This is a genomic window from Massilia sp. CCM 8734 (assembly GCF_011682155.1).
Classification (GTDB): domain Bacteria; phylum Pseudomonadota; class Gammaproteobacteria; order Burkholderiales; family Burkholderiaceae_D; genus Telluria_A; species Telluria_A rubra.
This window is the reverse complement of the sequence record NZ_WHJI01000007.1, coordinates 146,339-161,534: the sequence shown is the minus strand read 5'-3', so window position 1 is coordinate 161,534 and position 15,196 is coordinate 146,339. Positions and strand designations below refer to the sequence as shown.

General features: G+C 65.6%; 15 protein-coding genes. 5 read left to right on the top strand and 10 right to left on the bottom strand.

Going from position 1 to position 15,196, the window contains the following annotated elements; all coding sequences use genetic code 11:
- Positions 1–37 precede the first annotated feature (37 nt).
- Positions 38–964 carry an ornithine carbamoyltransferase gene (argF, locus tag F2P46_RS09285; protein ID WP_166887917.1) on the bottom strand — a complete coding sequence of 309 codons (927 nt, stop codon included), beginning with the start codon at positions 962–964 and terminating at the stop codon, positions 38–40.
- 162 nt (positions 965–1,126) lie between these two features.
- Between argF and F2P46_RS09280 the strand changes: the two genes are divergently transcribed.
- On the top strand, positions 1,127–2,557 hold the full coding sequence (locus tag F2P46_RS09280) for a hypothetical protein (RefSeq protein ID WP_166887915.1): 1,431 nt from the start codon (positions 1,127–1,129) through the stop codon (positions 2,555–2,557).
- A 28-nt stretch (positions 2,558–2,585) separates the two neighbouring features.
- On the opposite strand, the gene F2P46_RS09275 is transcribed toward F2P46_RS09280, so the two are convergent.
- From F2P46_RS09275 to F2P46_RS09245, 7 genes are all read right to left on the bottom strand, one after another.
- Complete coding sequence (locus tag F2P46_RS09275; protein ID WP_166887912.1) at positions 2,586–3,080, bottom strand: hypothetical protein; 495 nt, start codon at positions 3,078–3,080, stop codon at positions 2,586–2,588.
- A 35-nt stretch (positions 3,081–3,115) separates the two neighbouring features.
- Positions 3,116–3,607 carry a hypothetical protein gene (locus F2P46_RS09270; protein ID WP_166887909.1) on the bottom strand — a complete coding sequence of 164 codons (492 nt, stop codon included), beginning with the start codon at positions 3,605–3,607 and terminating at the stop codon, positions 3,116–3,118.
- 1 nt (position 3,608) lies between these two features.
- The gene (locus tag F2P46_RS09265) at positions 3,609–4,037 is read right to left on the bottom strand and encodes a hypothetical protein (protein WP_208296556.1); all 429 of its coding nucleotides are present in this window, start codon (positions 4,035–4,037) and stop codon (positions 3,609–3,611) included.
- Between the two features lie 123 nt (positions 4,038–4,160).
- Positions 4,161–6,998: an ATP-binding protein gene (locus F2P46_RS09260; RefSeq protein ID WP_166887903.1), complete on the bottom strand. Its 2,838-nt coding sequence runs from the start codon at positions 6,996–6,998 to the stop codon at positions 4,161–4,163.
- A 208-nt stretch (positions 6,999–7,206) separates the two neighbouring features.
- Positions 7,207–8,127 carry a ribosome small subunit-dependent GTPase A gene (rsgA, locus tag F2P46_RS09255; RefSeq protein ID WP_166887900.1) on the bottom strand — a complete coding sequence of 307 codons (921 nt, stop codon included), beginning with the start codon at positions 8,125–8,127 and terminating at the stop codon, positions 7,207–7,209.
- On the bottom strand, positions 8,124–8,456 hold the full coding sequence (locus F2P46_RS09250; protein ID WP_166887897.1) for a 4a-hydroxytetrahydrobiopterin dehydratase: 333 nt from the start codon (positions 8,454–8,456) through the stop codon (positions 8,124–8,126). The genes rsgA and F2P46_RS09250 overlap by 4 nt, the downstream gene beginning before the upstream one ends.
- Positions 8,453–9,715 carry a M48 family metallopeptidase gene (locus tag F2P46_RS09245; protein WP_166887894.1) on the bottom strand — a complete coding sequence of 421 codons (1,263 nt, stop codon included), beginning with the start codon at positions 9,713–9,715 and terminating at the stop codon, positions 8,453–8,455. The genes F2P46_RS09250 and F2P46_RS09245 overlap by 4 nt, the downstream gene beginning before the upstream one ends.
- A gap of 47 nt (positions 9,716–9,762) precedes the next feature.
- Here F2P46_RS09245 and orn point away from each other — a divergent pair, with 47 nt between their 5' ends.
- The 4 genes from orn (at position 9,763) to F2P46_RS09225 (ending at position 13,775) form a co-directional block, all read left to right on the top strand.
- Positions 9,763–10,347 (top strand): oligoribonuclease, encoded by a 585-nt coding sequence (gene orn / locus F2P46_RS09240; RefSeq protein ID WP_166887891.1) that lies wholly within the window; start codon positions 9,763–9,765, stop codon positions 10,345–10,347.
- 160 nt (positions 10,348–10,507) lie between these two features.
- Positions 10,508–11,356 (top strand): aldo/keto reductase, encoded by an 849-nt coding sequence (locus tag F2P46_RS09235; RefSeq protein ID WP_166887888.1) that lies wholly within the window; start codon positions 10,508–10,510, stop codon positions 11,354–11,356.
- 67 nt (positions 11,357–11,423) lie between these two features.
- A complete protein-coding gene (locus F2P46_RS09230; RefSeq protein WP_166887885.1) occupies positions 11,424–13,514 on the top strand; it encodes a hypothetical protein in 2,091 nt (696 codons plus the stop codon).
- 87 nt (positions 13,515–13,601) lie between these two features.
- On the top strand, positions 13,602–13,775 hold the full coding sequence (locus F2P46_RS09225) for a hypothetical protein (RefSeq protein ID WP_166887882.1): 174 nt from the start codon (positions 13,602–13,604) through the stop codon (positions 13,773–13,775).
- Between the two features lie 97 nt (positions 13,776–13,872).
- Here F2P46_RS09225 and F2P46_RS09220 read toward each other — a convergent pair whose 3' ends face one another.
- Both F2P46_RS09220 and F2P46_RS09215 read right to left on the bottom strand, forming a co-directional pair.
- Positions 13,873–14,460: a hypothetical protein gene (locus F2P46_RS09220; protein ID WP_166887879.1), complete on the bottom strand. Its 588-nt coding sequence runs from the start codon at positions 14,458–14,460 to the stop codon at positions 13,873–13,875.
- Between the two features lie 17 nt (positions 14,461–14,477).
- On the bottom strand, positions 14,478–15,155 hold the full coding sequence (locus F2P46_RS09215) for a DUF3592 domain-containing protein (protein ID WP_166887876.1): 678 nt from the start codon (positions 15,153–15,155) through the stop codon (positions 14,478–14,480).
- Between the last annotated feature and the right edge of the window lie 41 nt (positions 15,156–15,196).

Here is a 15,196-nt window from a genome sequence, read left to right as displayed (position 1 = left end):
TTCCAATCTTGGGTTGACGATGGTGTTATATGTATTTTTACTGCGCTTCGATCTGGCCGAGCAGCAGGTATTCGATCAGCGCTTTCTGCACGTGCAGGCGGTTTTCGGCCTCGTCCCAGACCACCGACTGCGCTCCGTCGATGACCTCGGCTGCGACTTCCTCGCCGCGGTGGGCCGGCAGGCAGTGCATGAAGAGCGCGTCGGGCGCGGCGCGCGCCATCTTGGCGCCATCGACGATGTAGCCGTCGAAGGCCGCCAGGCGGGCCGCGTTTTCCTTCTCGTAGCCCATGCTGGTCCACACATCGGTGTTGACCAAGTGGGCACCCCGGCACGCGTCCGACGGGTTGTCGAAGACGGTGAAGCGGGTGGTCGACACCAGGGAATGGTCGATGTCGTAGCCTGTGGGCGTGGCGACGTTCAGGTGGAAGCCGAATACCTCGGCCGCCTGCAGCCAGGAGTACAGCATGTTGTTGGCGTCGCCCACCCAGGTGACGATCTTGCCGGCGATCGAGCCGCGGTGTTCGACGAAGGTGAAGATATCGGCCAGCACCTGGCATGGATGGTGTTCGTTGGTCAGGCCGTTAATCACCGGCACGCGCGAATGGGCGGCGAAGCGCTCGATGATGTCTTGGCCGAAGGTGCGCACCATGATGATGTCGCACATGCGGCTCATGACCTGGCCGGCGTCTTCGACCGGTTCGCCGCGACCGAGCTGGCTGTCGCGCGTGTTCAGGTAGATGGCGGCGCCGCCCAGCTGGTGCATGCCGGCTTCGAACGAGAGGCGGGTGCGGGTCGAGTTTTTCTCGAACACCATGACCAGGGTGCGGTCGATCAGGGGATGGTAGACCTCGTAGTTCTTGAACTTGCGCTTGATGATCTTGGCGCGCTCGATCACGTACTCGAATTCGGCCAGCGTGAAGTCGGAAAACTGGAGGAAATGCTTGATCGGTTTATTTGTAGGCATAGACACAACGATTGAATGCGTGAGCCGCAGGCGGCCGGGCCCTGGCGTAGGGTTGCGTATCAATTATAAGGGTTTTGAAAATTTGCCGGGGGCAACCCGTTATACTACACGGTCCAGCGCCGCCGACGGTTCGGCCGTGTAACCCTTGCTCCCGCACCCATCATGCCCCAACTCGCGCTTGCCGATTTCCCTCCCGCCGTGGCGCTCGCCGCCGCCAGCCCGGACTGCGACTGGGTCGCCAATTTCAGCGCCGTGCAGCAGTTCGCGCTGCCGCTCATGCCGGTATTCGTCCAGCGTGGCACGGCGCTGATTGCCGCCGGTGCCGGCCGGGGCTGGGTCAGCGCGATGCGCGAGCTGTTCGGCGAAACGGGCCTGAAGGCGTGCATGCGCCAGTTCGCCCTGCATGCGCGCAGCATGGTCTCCGAAACCACGAACGGGACACCCGTGTGCTCGCAGATGTGTACCTTGCGCGACACTGTCGACCGGCTGCTGCTGCCGCACATCGGCGATCCGGGCGCGGACAGCCTGTTCCAGGACAGCGAACGGATCGGCATGCTGGCCAGCACCGCCGCGCTGGCGGTCACGCGGCAGGCGCCGGACGGCTGGTCGCCGGCGCTGAGCTGCGACCATCCGGACATCATCAAAAAATTCCTGTGGCCCGCGCTCGACCATCCAAGCGGCCTGGCCTGGCTGCGCCCTTTGTGCGAGCAGCTCGCCGGCGGCCAGCTATGGCTGCTGGCGGACGGCGAGTTCGCGCCGCAAGGCGGGGCCGGCGCCAGGGCCTGCGCGCTCCATATCACCGCCGAGTGGCCGCAATGGTGCCAGCGCGTACGCGCGCTGCTGGTCGAAGGCGTGCGGCGCGACTGGATCGACAGCGCCCAGGCCGAGGCCGTGATCGCGCGCCATCCCCTGCTCGAACCCTGGTATCTGTTGGCCACGCCCGAGAGCGAGGCGGGGCTGGAGGCATTGACCGCCAATCTGCGCGCGCGCTTGCCGCAACGGCTGCGCGAGCTGGCCGCCAGCAAGGCATTTTCGCCGGAGGAGGTGATCGACCTCTGCTACGACATCCACCGGCGCGGCGCCGCCGTTTTCCGCTGGCAGCAGCCATGGTGCTACCTGGCCGGCACCGACGCCCTGGTCGGTGTATTGACGTGGGTGGCTTCGCGCAAGCGCAAGCTGGGCGTGCGCACCGTCAATGACTGGGCCGACCTGATGCGCCACCTCGCCTTTGTCGACGACGCCGAACCGGCGCAGATGGCGGCGCTGGCGCAGCAGCTGGGCCAGTTCCCGCCGGCGGCGCTGCTGGAAGTACTGCCCTGGTGCGGCCGCGCGCAGGCACTGGTGCTGGAGGCGCTCGGCATGGCGCAGCTCGAGCCGCTGCGCTGCTGGCTGATGCGCCAGGTCGGGCAGGATCCGGCCTGCGTGCGGGTGCCGGTCGACGAGATGGGCAACTACAAGAAGGTAGCCGGAGCCCCGTTAGACGAGCCGGCAGCCATCGCCGCGCTGCACGGGGTCGACGAGGCCGCCTGCGCCGAGCTGATGACGGTCTACGTCAAGGCGGGCATGTTCAAGATGGCCGGCGCGGCGCGCTGACGCGCTTGTTGACGCGCCTGTCGACGTCTCAGGTGCGGTAGTAGCGTCTTGCCTTGCGCGAAAAACCAAAGGCGTAGGTCCACCATGCGGCCAGCGTCGCCATCAGGGAGACGGGAATCGGCAAGGCCTGGGGCGATCCGGCGTCGCCGGCGTGACGGATTGTCTCCGGCAGGAAAAATACCCCGACCGTCATCGCCCCGAGGAGCAGGATGCCGAGCCAGCGCCCCCATTGGCGGCGGCGGGTGGCACCGAGCACCGTGGTGAACAGCAGCGCCAGCACGGCGAGGCGCCAGGCGATACCACCCAGAAGGCGGTAACTCGTGCTCGCGGGAAAAGGGCTGGAGAACCAGGCGACGTTGATGGCGCCGAGCGTGAACCAGCTGAAGCGGATTGCGCCGATGGCGAGCGCGAGCGTCGTCGGCCACATGATCAGCAGGAACAGCCAGACCGATAGCGGCCGCCCGGGCAGGTCGGCGGGGACGTCGGGCGCGGCGCTGGGCGGGGGATGGTAGGGGTTGTGCATCCGGCCACTATAAGTTCAATCAATACATGAGGCAACTACTTCGGGGCAAGGGCAGCGCTGGCCGGCGCCGCAAAATAGCGTTTTGCCTTGCCCGAGAATGCAAACGCGTAAATCCACCAGGCCATCAGGGCCGGCCCCACGATCTTGCGGCCAATAACAGCGCCGAATCGTTCGGCATTGTCGGCGTACTGCGCCGTATCCGGCATCAAAAACGGCAAGGCGGTCAGCGCGGCCATGCCGAGCACGGCGATCCAGCGAGCCCATTGGCGCCGGCCCAGAATGCCGATCAGCGTACCCAGCCCGGCCGCGACGGCGGCCAGGCGCCATCCGATATGGAGCACCAGGTCGATCGGCGGCCAGGTGCCATACGAGTGCACGAGCCAGACCGTCGCCGCAGTGCCTACCGCAGCAGCGATCGTCATCGCGCCCACGATGATCAGAAGTAGCCATAGGGAGAGCGGACGCTTGCCCGGCAGCCCGATAGTATCCGTCGCCACGCTTGCCGGGGATTGGTATGGATTATGCATGTCAATTGCCGAAATAGCGGCGTGCCTTGGCCGAGAAGCCGAAGCGGTAGCCCCATAAGGCCATCAGCAATGGCGCGAGGATCATGCGGCCGAAGGCGCCGCCGCTGCGTTGGGTTTCATTGTCGTACTGCGCCGTATCCGGCATGAGGATGATCATGACCGTGAGCGCGGCGATGAGGAACAAACCAAGCCAGCGCCCCCAGCGCAGCCGCCGCGCGATGCCGACCAGCCCAGCGACGCAACACGCGATCATGGCGAGGCGAATCGCGAGGTCGAACAGGAAGCGGAAGTTCATCCAGTCGCCAAAGGCGATCAGGTACCAGATGGTACTGACCGCCCCGAACGCGATGGCGAGCGTTATCACGACCAGGACGAGCATCATCAGCCATGCCGACAGCGGTCGCTTGGCTGGCGGCTGGGCGGGCGCCATCGTGGCGCTTGACGGGGATTGATACGGATTATTCATCCGGCAACTATAGGTTCAATCAATCCCGGAAGCAACTGTTTCCTCTTTTTAAGACGGCAGCGCCGCCGGGTGACGGCGCAGTTCCGGTCAATAAATTTTCGGCACGTCCGATTCCGGATGCGCCGGCGCCGTCAGCGGCAGGTCGAGCACGAAGCTGGTGCCGTCCTGCGCGCTGCTGAGCACCGTGATCTGTCCGCCCAGCAGGGAGGTTACGATGTTGTAGCTGATCGACAGTCCCAGCCCGCTGCCGCCTTGTCCGAGCTTGGTGGTGAAAAACGGATCGAAGATGCGCCCCAGGTGTTCGGGCGGGATGCCGCCGCCGTTGTCGTGGAACTCGATCAGCACCCGTCCCTCGGCCGGCATGGCGGCACTGAGGTGCATGACGCCGCGATGGCCCGGCGCAAACCCATGCAGCAGGGCGTTGTTGATGAAGTTGGTGATCACCTGGCCGAACGGCCCCGGATAACTGTCCATCCCGATCGCGTCCGAGACATCCATCGCAATGCTGTGGTTGACCGCGCGGATGCGGTTCATCATGGTGGCGATGATTTCGTGGCACACCTGCTGCAGGTTGAAGAAGCGGCGCTGTTCGGTGGTGCGGTCGACCGCCACCTGCTTGAAGCTGTTGACCAGGTCGGCCGCGCTGGTCAGCCCGCGCAGCACCAGCGCCGATGCTTTTTGCGAGTCGGTGATGAAGGCGGCCAGTTCCGAGCGGCGCAGGCCCGTGCCGTTGAGCAGGGCTTCGATTTCGGCGGTCTTTTCCTGCATGGTGCTGGCGATCAGCAGGCTGTTGCCGATCGGGGTATTGAGTTCGTGCGCTACCCCGGCCATGAGCGAGCCGAGGGCGGCCAGCTTTTCCTGCGACACCAGCTGCGTCTGCGCATCCTGCAACTGGCGGTAGGCTTCGGCGTTATCGAGCGCGATCGCGCCGTAGGCGCACAGGGTGCGGAAAATCATGCGCTCGTTCTCGCCGTAGGCGTGCGACTGCGGCGCCTGCACCGTCATCACGCCGATGGCGCGCTCGCCCACCGTCAGCGGCACGAACAGCGCGCTCATATTGACCATCGTGCCCGGCACCACCTTGCGGTGTTCGGCGTCGGGCCAGTGCTCGATGTAGATTTCGCGCCGCTCGTCGAGGCAGCGCACCGAATAGGCTTCGCGCTTGGACAGGGCAATCGCGTGGCTCGGCAGCTCGCGCCCGAGCTCCACGCCAAAGGCGCGATTGAGCACCGTGCCGGCGGCGTCGATCAGGTAGATGGCGAAGGTGCTGGCCGTGAGCAGGCCGTGGATGTGGCGGTCGAGCGCCTGGAACACGGCGGCGGCGTCGAGGTGGGCGGTGATCTCCTGGCCGATCGCCGAGAGGCGTTCGAGCGTGGCGCTGGTGCGTTGCAACACCTCGGCGCGGCGCGCTTCCGATTCGGCCAGCTCGCGATGGTGGTAACCCTCGCTGCGCGCGTGTTCGGTCTGGTGATGCACCTGCATGGCGATGGCGCGGTTGGTCGCTTCCTGGCTGTGGGTTTTCTCGCGCGAGCCCGACGCCGCCAGCGCCACCTCGTAGGCGCGCGCGTAGTCGCCGGTGGCCGCGTATTCGCGCGCCATGGCGTCGTACAGGTCGCCCGGCACGGTGTAGCCCTCGATGGTCGACGCCACCGACAAGGCTTGCTGCAGGTAGTGCAGCACCGGATTCGGTTCGACCATGCCCGCCGGCGCCGGCAGCGCGTGCTGGGCGTGGATCAGCGCCATCACGCGCAGGGCGGCGATCTGGTTGTAGGCGTAGCCGGGAGCGGCGGCCATGGCGGCGGCGTCGGCGGCCACCGCGATGGCATCAAACGCGCGGCCCAGGTGCGACAGGGCATGCGCCTGGCCGCGCCGCGCGATGCTGCGAAAGTCGGACTGGTCGAGCACTTCGGCGCGCGCCGCCAGGCGGGTAAAGGCGTCGAGCGCGCCGTCGTAGTCGCCCTGGTCGAGCGAGAGGTCGCCCAGGTATTGCAGGGCGATGGCGTAGCTGCGCGCGTTCTCCAGGGGTTTCAGGATGACCAGCGCTTCCTGCAGCATGTCGTGGGCGGCGTCGAGCTGGCCGAGGCGGCGCAAGGTGTCGGCGCTGTGCATCAGGCAGGCGCCGACGCTGCGCGGCCAGCCGGTGGGGCGTGCCAGTTCGAGCGCGCACTGGACCCATTCGAGCGCCGAGTGGTGGTCGTTGAGGATGGTGAAGTCTTCGCCGATGTTGGTGGCGGCGGTGATGGCGGCGCGCACCTGGCCGGTGTCGAGGGCCGATTCGTAGCAGCGCATGTAGTGGCCGGCGGCGGCGCCGAAGTCCGCCGCCTGGCTGGCGGCCAGGCCATGAAAGTCGTTGACCCAGGTGGCCAGGGACGGGTGCAGGCGCGCGCTGTCGGCGTCGAAGCGCTGGCCCCAGCGGGCGACGGCGGCGCCGGGGTCGCGCAGCACGGCCCAGCGTGCGATGGCCGCTTCGGCCAGGTCGCAGCGCAAGGCGTCGCCGCCGGCGCGGGCGCTGGCGGCGGCCGCGGCGAAGGCTGCGTCGCTGCCGTCATGGTCGCCGCGGTCGACCGCGATCCAGGCCAGCAGCCAGTGGGCGTCGGCGCAGCCGGCATGGTCGTTCAGGAGCGTGAAGTGGGACAGCAGTTCCTGCGCGTGGGTGCCGGCCAGGTCGAGCGCGCCGTCGAGCCATTCGCATTCGGCGTGCAGCAGGTGCATGCGCGCCTCCAGGCTGGCGCAGTCGCTCGGCGGCAGGTCGGACAGGGGCAGTTGGGAGAGCGCTTCGCCGGCCAGCATGAGGGCGCGCGCCGGGTCGCGCTGGCGCAGGTGCCAGGCCAGCGGCAGCAGCACCGGCAAGCGCTCCATGCCGCGCAGCGAGGGCAGCGCGGACTCCCATTGTGCAACGTTGACATCGACGGTGAACATCTCCATTGCCGGGACCCCTTTACGATGGTGTTGCCATTGTATGCTGAAAAGGCGCCAACTTTGTCGTTCCCGCGAAGGCGGGAACCCAAGTTCGAGCCAATGCCACAGGTATCGCAACAGACTTGGGTTCCCGCCTGCGCGGGAACGACGAGCAAGAGGGAGCAACGGGGCAAGCGGAACGATGGCTCGACGGCTTCGGGCTAACTACAGTCGCTCAGTACAAGGTCTGCGCCGACTCGTGCAGCAGCTGTCCGTACAGCGTGTGGCGGAATTTGGCGATTTTGCCTTCGGCCACCGCCGTCAGGATCGCGCACTGCGGCTCGATCAGATGGCGGCAGTTGTAGAACTTGCAACCGCCCAGGTACGGCCCGAACTCCACGAACGCCCGTTCCAGCATCCCTTCGCTCAGGTGATACAGCCCGAACTCCTGGAACCCCGGCGAATCGATGATCGAGGCATGCTCGCCCAACGAATACAGGCGCGTAAAGGTGGTGGTGTGCTTGCCGGTGTCGAGCGCCGCCGAAATTTCGCGCACGGCGATGTCGGCGTCCGGCACCAGTAAATTGATCAGCGACGACTTGCCCATGCCCGACTGGCCGATGAAAATCGACGATTCCCCCTCCAGCAGCGGCATCAGGGTGGCCACCGCGTGCTCCGGATTGGCGCGCGCCGACACTTCGTGCAGCGGGTAGCCGAGCGAGGTATAGGCCAGCAGCCGCTCGCGCGCCTTGGGCAGCAGGTCGGCCACGTCGGTCTTGTTGAGGATCAGGTGGGCCTCGATGCCGGCCGCTTCGGCCGCCACCAGCGAGCGCGAAATGAGGTCGTCGGCAAAACCGGGCTCGGTCGCCACCACGATGAACAGGCGGCTCAGGTTGGCCGCCAGCAGTTTCGACTTGTACTGGTCGGAGCGGTACAGCAGGGTCTTGCGCTCGGTGATCGATTCGATCACGGCCTGGTCTTCCGACGTCATCTTGAGGTTGACCACGTCGCCCACGGCGATATTCGTCTTTTTGCCGCGCGTGACGCATTGCAGCTTGCGTCCGCCCACGTCGGCCAGGTAATGGCGTCCGTGGGCGGCGATGATGATGCCGGTCAGGCCGGTCGCTGCCGGCGCAGGCAAGGTGGCGCCGCTCATGCGCCGCCCCGCTGGCCGAACAGCGCGTCGGCCTTGGCCGCGCAGATAAAATCGTTGTCAGACAGCGCGCCGCCGGCCGAATGGGTGTTGTAGCGCACTGCGCACTCCTTGTAGGTGACCGTCAGTTCCGGATGGTGGTCCTGATGGTGGCTGATCCAGGCCAGCGCGTTAACGAAGGCCATGGTGTCGTAGTAATTCTTGAATGGGAAGCTGCGCGCCAGCTTGCCGTCGGTGACGCTCCAGCCGGGCACCTGCGGCAGCAGGGCGGCAATGGCGTCGGCGTCGAGGGCCGCGGCGTTGGCGCGGCAGGTTTGTGCGAGCAGGGTCATCGTACCGCCAGGTTAAGTTGATGGATGCGGATGCTGGCCGGCGGATGCGAATCGTAAAAGGTCGAGTGCAAGCGGTCCGGCGTGAGCGTGGAGGCGTTTTCTTCGTACATCTTGACCAGCGCGGAAATCAGGTCGCGCGCGTCGGTGTGGGTGGCGGCAAAGGCGTCGGCTTCGAATTCGTGCTTGCGCGAGCTGATCGAGGTCAGCGGCGAGAACAGGAAGGTGAACACCGGCAGCACCAGCATGAACAGCAGCAGGGCCACGGCGTCGCTCGGCACGCCCGGCAGCGGGTCGAAACCGAGGCCGCTGTAGAACCAGGCCTGGTTTTTCAGGTAGCCGAGCAAGGCCAGGAAGGCCAGTGAGACGACCGAGCCGACGATCATGCGCTTGAGGTTGTGGCGCAGCTTGAAGTGGCCCAGTTCGTGCGCCAGCACCGCTTCGATCTCGGGGCCGGTCAGGCTGGCGACCAGGGTGTCGAAAAACACCACGCGCTTGTTGGCGCCGAAACCGTAGAAAAATGCGTTGCTGTGGCCGCTGCGCTTGGAACCGTCCATCACGAACAGGCCCTTGGCGGCAAAGTTGACGCGCACCATCAAGCCTTCGATGCGCTGGCGTAAGCTCTCGTCCTTCAAGGGCTCGAATTTATTGAACAGCGGCATGATCAAGGTCGGGGCGATCACCATCATGATCAGCTGGAAGGCGAGCCAGACCAGCCAGGTGTACAGCCACCAGAGGTTGCCGCTTTTTTCCATCAGTTGCAACACCACCCAGATCAGCGGCAGGCCGAGCACCAGGCCCAGGCCCGTGCTTTTGACGGCGTCGCCGAGCCACAGGCCCAGGCTCATCTTGTTGAAGCCGAAGCGCTCTTCCAGCACGAACTGGCGGTAGTAGTCGAACGGCATGTCGAGCACGCCGCTCACGGCGGCGAAGGCGATGAACAGGGCGATCTGGAACGTGATCCCGTTGCCGGTATGCGGCAGCAGGGCGAGCGCCAGCCATTGCAGGCCGCCGAGCAGGGTGAATCCAATGAGCACGGCGCTGCTGAACAGCAGGCTGACCAGGCCGAAGTGGATCTTGGCGGCGGTGTAGTCGGCCGCCTTCTGGTGTGCCGCAAGAGGGATCTTTTCGGCAAAATTGGCCGGCACCGCGCCGCGGTGGGCCATCACGTGGCGCAGCTGGCGGGTCGACAGCCAAAAGCGCAGCAGCAGGCTCAAAATGAAGAAAGAAACGAACAATATCGAAAACGCGAGTGAAGACATTCTGTGCCTGTGAGAAAATGCAGGATTGTTTAGGCCAAGAGAGAATTATGTCACATGCCACTGATTTAGCAGCACCGGCCGCGTTACCGCGCCCAAATGAGTTCAACCTGGTTTGGGTGGACATGGAAATGACCGGCCTCGAGCCGGACAGCGACCGCATCATCGAAGTGGCCGTCGTCGTCACCGACATGCACCTGAACATCCTGGGCGAAGGCCCGGTGTTCGCCATCCACCAGTCGGACGAAACGCTCGACAAGATGGATGCGTGGAACAAGGGCACCCACGGGCGCTCCGGGCTGATCGAGCGTGTCAAGGCCTCGACCGTGACTGAAGCCGAAGCGGAAAGCGCGCTGATCGCCTGGCTGAAGAACTACGTTCCCGCCGGCAAGTCGCCAATGTGCGGCAATACCATTTGCCAGGACCGCCGCTTCATGGTGCGCGGCATGCCGAAGCTGGAAGCGTTTTTCCACTACCGCAACCTGGATGTGTCGACCCTGAAAGAGCTGTGCAAGCGCTGGAAGCCGGAAATCGTCAGCGGTTTCAAGAAGCACCAGAAGCACACGGCGCTGGCCGATATTTTGGAGTCGATCGAAGAGCTGCGCTACTACCGCGAGCATTTCATCAAGCTGTAATCTGCTTTGCCTCTCGCCCCGGCCGTCCTGGCCGGGGCATGCTGTCCCTTCCTGTTGTATCGTTGCCGCCGCGCCGCCGGCGGACTCAGGTACATTCAAGCCAACTGGTGCTTTTTGCTCTAGAATGATTTTTACGCAACAAGCGATGGGAAGGTGCGACATGAAAACTGTGACGATGCGGTCCGGAAGCGTCCTCCCCGCGCTCGGACAAGGCACGTGGAACATGGGGGAAGACCCGGCGCGGCGCCAGGCCGAGATCGGCGCGCTGCAGTTGGGCATGGATCTGGGCATGGGCTTGATCGACACGGCCGAGATGTACGGCGAGGGCGGGGCCGAGCAAGTGGTGGGCGCGGCGGTTGTCGGGCGACGCGAGCAGGCGTTTATCGTCAGCAAGGTCTATCCGCACAATGCCGACAAGCGCGGCGTGCGGGCGGCGTGCGAGCGCAGCCTGCAGCGCTTGAACACCGACCGCATCGATCTTTACCTGCTGCACTGGCGCGGGGCGGTGCCGCTGTCGGAGACGCTCGACGCCTTCGGCGCGCTCAAAAAAGAAGGGAAGATCCTCGATTTTGGCGTGAGCAATTTCGACCTGGGCGACATGCTCGAGGCCGAGGCCTTGCCGGGCGGGCGCGCGATCGCGGCGAACCAGGTGTTGTTCAACCTGGTCAAGCGCGGGATCGAGTGGGACTTGCTGCCGTGGTCGCGCAAGCAGGGCATGCCGGTGATGGCTTACTCGCCGCTGGAGTCGGCGGGGCCGGAACGCCAGGCCTTGCTGACTCATCCCGCCCTGGTGGCGGTGGCCCAGCGGCATGCGTGTACGCCGGCGCAGATTGCGCTGGCGTGGCTGCTGCGCCAGGATGGGGTGGTGGCCATTCCCAAGGCGGCCGATCCGGCCCATGTGCGCGAGAACCGGGCGGCGCTCGATGTGGTGCTTAGCGCCTTCGACCTGGAGGATTTGGACCGGGCGTTCCCGCCGCCGAAGAAGCGGCAGGCGCTGGCGATGCGCTAGCATCAGCGGGCCAGGGGGTTATCGGGCAGAGCACGTCCCCATCCAGGGAGAACCCAAGGAGAACCAGATGGTCACTATCGTGCGCGTCCTTGGTGAACGCGGCAAGGAAGTCGGCTCCATCCTGTGGCGCTGCGTCTACAGCTTCAGCCTCACCTTGCTCTGCTCGGCCGGCCTGGTCTTGATCCCCCAGGGCGCCGAATCGCTGCGCCTGGTCAGCCATCCCGGCTGGACCTTTCCGGTATTTATCTTTTCGGTCGCCGCCTGGTCCACCGCCGCCTGGTACAGCGCGCGCCTGACCCTCGGGCGCGTGTTCGACGGCACCTCGCTGCTGGACCGCACCGACACGCCGTTCGTCAACGGCATCCGCATGTGGCTGCCGCGCTTTCTGGGCATCGTGCCGGCCAGCGTGTTGTCGATCCAGTTCCAGCGCATGGGCCAACCGGTGCTGGCGCTGGCGTGCTTCATGACCGCTTTCGCCATGGGCGTGTTCGTGGTCAAGCGGCGCGCCTGGTTCGCGTCGCGCTTTCGCCGCTTCGACGGACAAACCACCACGATCCGCTTCGAATCGCTGCAACAGCGCACCGTGCTGACCGTCTCGATTGCCATCGTGCTGACCTTCATGCTGCTGTTCGCCGTCTGGATGTGGCCGGTCGAAGTGACGCGCCTGGTCAGCGCCCCCGCGCTGCTGTGCTTCGCGTTTGCCAGCTGGATCCTGTTCGGCGACCTGGTGCTGACCTATTATTTCAAGCAGGCCCGCCTGCCATCGATGGCGGCGCTGCCGCTGCTGCTGTTCGTCGTGTTCAGCCTGTGGAACGACAACCACCAGGTCACGCTGCTGCCGGCCGGCCCGCGCGATCCGCCCGTGATCCGGCGCCCGATCGACGATCATCTCGAGGCTTGGCTGCAAACGCGGGTCGACAGCGGCGCGCTGGCGCCGGGGCGGCCGTTTCCGCTGTTCGTGGTGGCGGCCGAAGGCGGCGGCATCCGCGCCGCCTACTGGGCCGGCATGGTGCTGGCCAAGCTGCAGGACGACAGCGAGGCGCGCTTCGGACGCCATCTGTTCGCGCTGAGCGGCGTCTCCGGCGGCAGCCTGGGCAGCAGCGCCTTTGCCGCCCTGGTGGCCGACGCCGGCGCCAGCGGCCTGGCCGGCGCGCCATGCGCCCGGGGCGCGCGCGACGGCGCCTACCAGGCGTGCATGCGCAAGGTCTTGCAGCGCGACTTCCTCTCGCCCACGCTCGGCTACGCCTTCTATCCGGACATGCTGCAACGCTTTTTGCCGTTCGCGATTCCCGCGGCCGACCGCGCGCGCGCGATGGAGGCGGCCTGGGCGCAGGGTTGGGAAAGCGCCACCGGCAACCCGCGCTTCGCCCGGCGCTTCGACCAGCTGTGGGCCGGGGACAGCGCCATGAACGTGCCCTCGCTGCTGCTCAACGCCACCCTGGTCGACGGCGGCAACCGCATCATCGCCAGCGACCTGACCATCGACGGGCGCTTTCCCGACGCCTACGACGCGCTCGACCCGGTGCTCGACCTGCGGCGCATGAGCCTGGCCACGGCGGTGCACAACAGTGCGCGCTTCAGCTACATCAGTCCGGCGGGCACGGTGTCGGCCTGCCACGAGGGCAAGGCGCTGGTGGCTTGCGCGCCGGGGCGTGACAGGCGGCCGTGGGGAAGGGTGATCGACGGCGGCTATTTCGAGAACTCCGGCGTCGAATCGGTGCGCGACCTGCTGTTCGCCCTGCGTCCCAAGTTGGCGCAATGGCGCGAGCGCGGGTACGACATCGACCCGGCCGTGATCGTCATCAGCAATTCGCCGGACGCGATCGCGCCGTCGGGCAAGCAAGACCCGGGCAACGCGCGCATGGACACGACCTTCCTGTCTGAACTGCTGGCCCCGCCGCTGGGGCTGTTCAACACCCGCAGCGCGCGCGCCACCTTCGCGGTGACGGCCGAGCTGCGCGACATGGCCGTGATCCTGCCCGCCGGGCCGGAACGCTTTCTGTGGTTCGGCATGCATTCGGCCAACGACACGCCGCTGGGCTGGGCGCTGGCGAACGAGACCTTCGACGGCATCGATGCGCTGCTGGGGCCGCCGCACGCCGGCAAGTTGCCGTTCAAGACCGTGCTGGCGCGTTTGCCACCGCAAACTGTGCCTTAGGAAAGAATTCTCCGCTTACGTGGGTTGGCGAACGGAACGATTCGCGGAGAAGGGGTATTGTTATGTCTCAGACAAACAGGAGGCTCTATGACCAAGCACACCAACGACCCAAGTGAGCAACAGCAGCGCGACAATGAACAGGCGCAGCAGGAAGTCACCAAGAACCGCCAGCGTGCCGAAGCGGAAGAAGTCGCCGGCAACCACAAGAACGACGGCATCAAGGACCACCAGGGCGCCGACAAAGGCCCGCGCGGTCAGTAATTCGCCATGGTAGTACCTTGATCGGCCCGGTTTGCGTTCCTGCATAGGATCGCACACCGGGCCGATGTTGCGTGGGCGTGGCCGGGACCTGCCCGGCTTAGCGGTTGGACCTGGACGATTTCGTCGACTCGTCATCGGCGCCACACCTGACCTCAGTCGGTACCGTGCATGCCGAGGCCGGCGTGGTATTGGTGATGAACACCTGCTCGCTGTCGTTCCAGCGACCTTGCTGCGCGACGATCATGCGCTTTTCCTGTGCGCCAACCAGCCAGCGCGGGCCATCGCGCTTCCAGCGGCCGTCGAGGCCGAGCAGCACGCTGCGCTCGCAGCCGGGACAATTGCCGCCGTTACCCATCTGGCCGGAAAGATAGATGTTCCCGCGCGCCGCCACGCATTGCAGCGACGACAGCAGCAATGGCGGTTCCCCCTGGCGGGACTGGCGCTCGAGCAGATCGCGCACAACGGCGCGCTGTCCGGGGCGCTCGATCACCAGCGACTGCCGGCTGCACAGGGAATTGAATTGCACGGTGGCGCCGGCATGGTAGGTTTCCTGGCAAAACGCGCGCACGGTAAGGCGCGCATCGGCGCACGTGAGCTCGGTCTTAAACCAGTGCATGTCATCGACGGCGGCAAGCGCCGCATGGCACAGCAGGCCCAGGCCCACGGCCAGTAGGACTTTCTTCATTCTTCGACCTTCATTCCTCACAAGGCGTTAAAAAGCGGCGCCAGCATCGGCGCGACTCCCATGGCGGGGGGAAGCACGATCAGGACCAGGGCCAGCAAGATACCACACGCGGCTGCGCGCAACAAAGGTAGGAAGCTGTTCCTGGTGATTCCCGGATACAGGACCGAGATCGCCGGTTTTGCCGGATGATAGTGAACCGGCATCTCCTTTCCCACGCACAAAATGTGGTCGTAGGCATGCGCAAACCCATGCGAGCCGTACAGCTTTTCCACGCCGAAGGCGATCCGTTCGCCGTCGTGAACAACGCCGTCGACAAGGAATGTGTACGCCACATCGGGGCAATAGCCCCTCGGCCCCTCCTCATCGTGCCGCTCCAGGATGCCGGCGCGGCTGATGCGGGCGCAGGCAGTCGGCCAGCGCGTGCTTTGCCAGGCCCTTCGCAGCACCCGTAGTCCGCGCACGGACAGCAGCAGCGATGCCGCCATTGCCAGCAGTACGACGCCGTACACGACTTCTTTCCACATGCGTTTCCTTTTTATCGCCACGTCGCTTGTTTGATGTGCATACAGGAAACATTGCCATCTTACCGCGCCTGAATTGATCCAGCAATCGACCATCGCCGACTTGCCGGAAACGCAGCATTTCCGCTCGTCATCTGCACGAAAATAGTGCGCCTCCGCACCTTCCTGGCTCATCTGTGATGTAATTGCGGCTTCCCCGCTCTCGTTTACCGCTC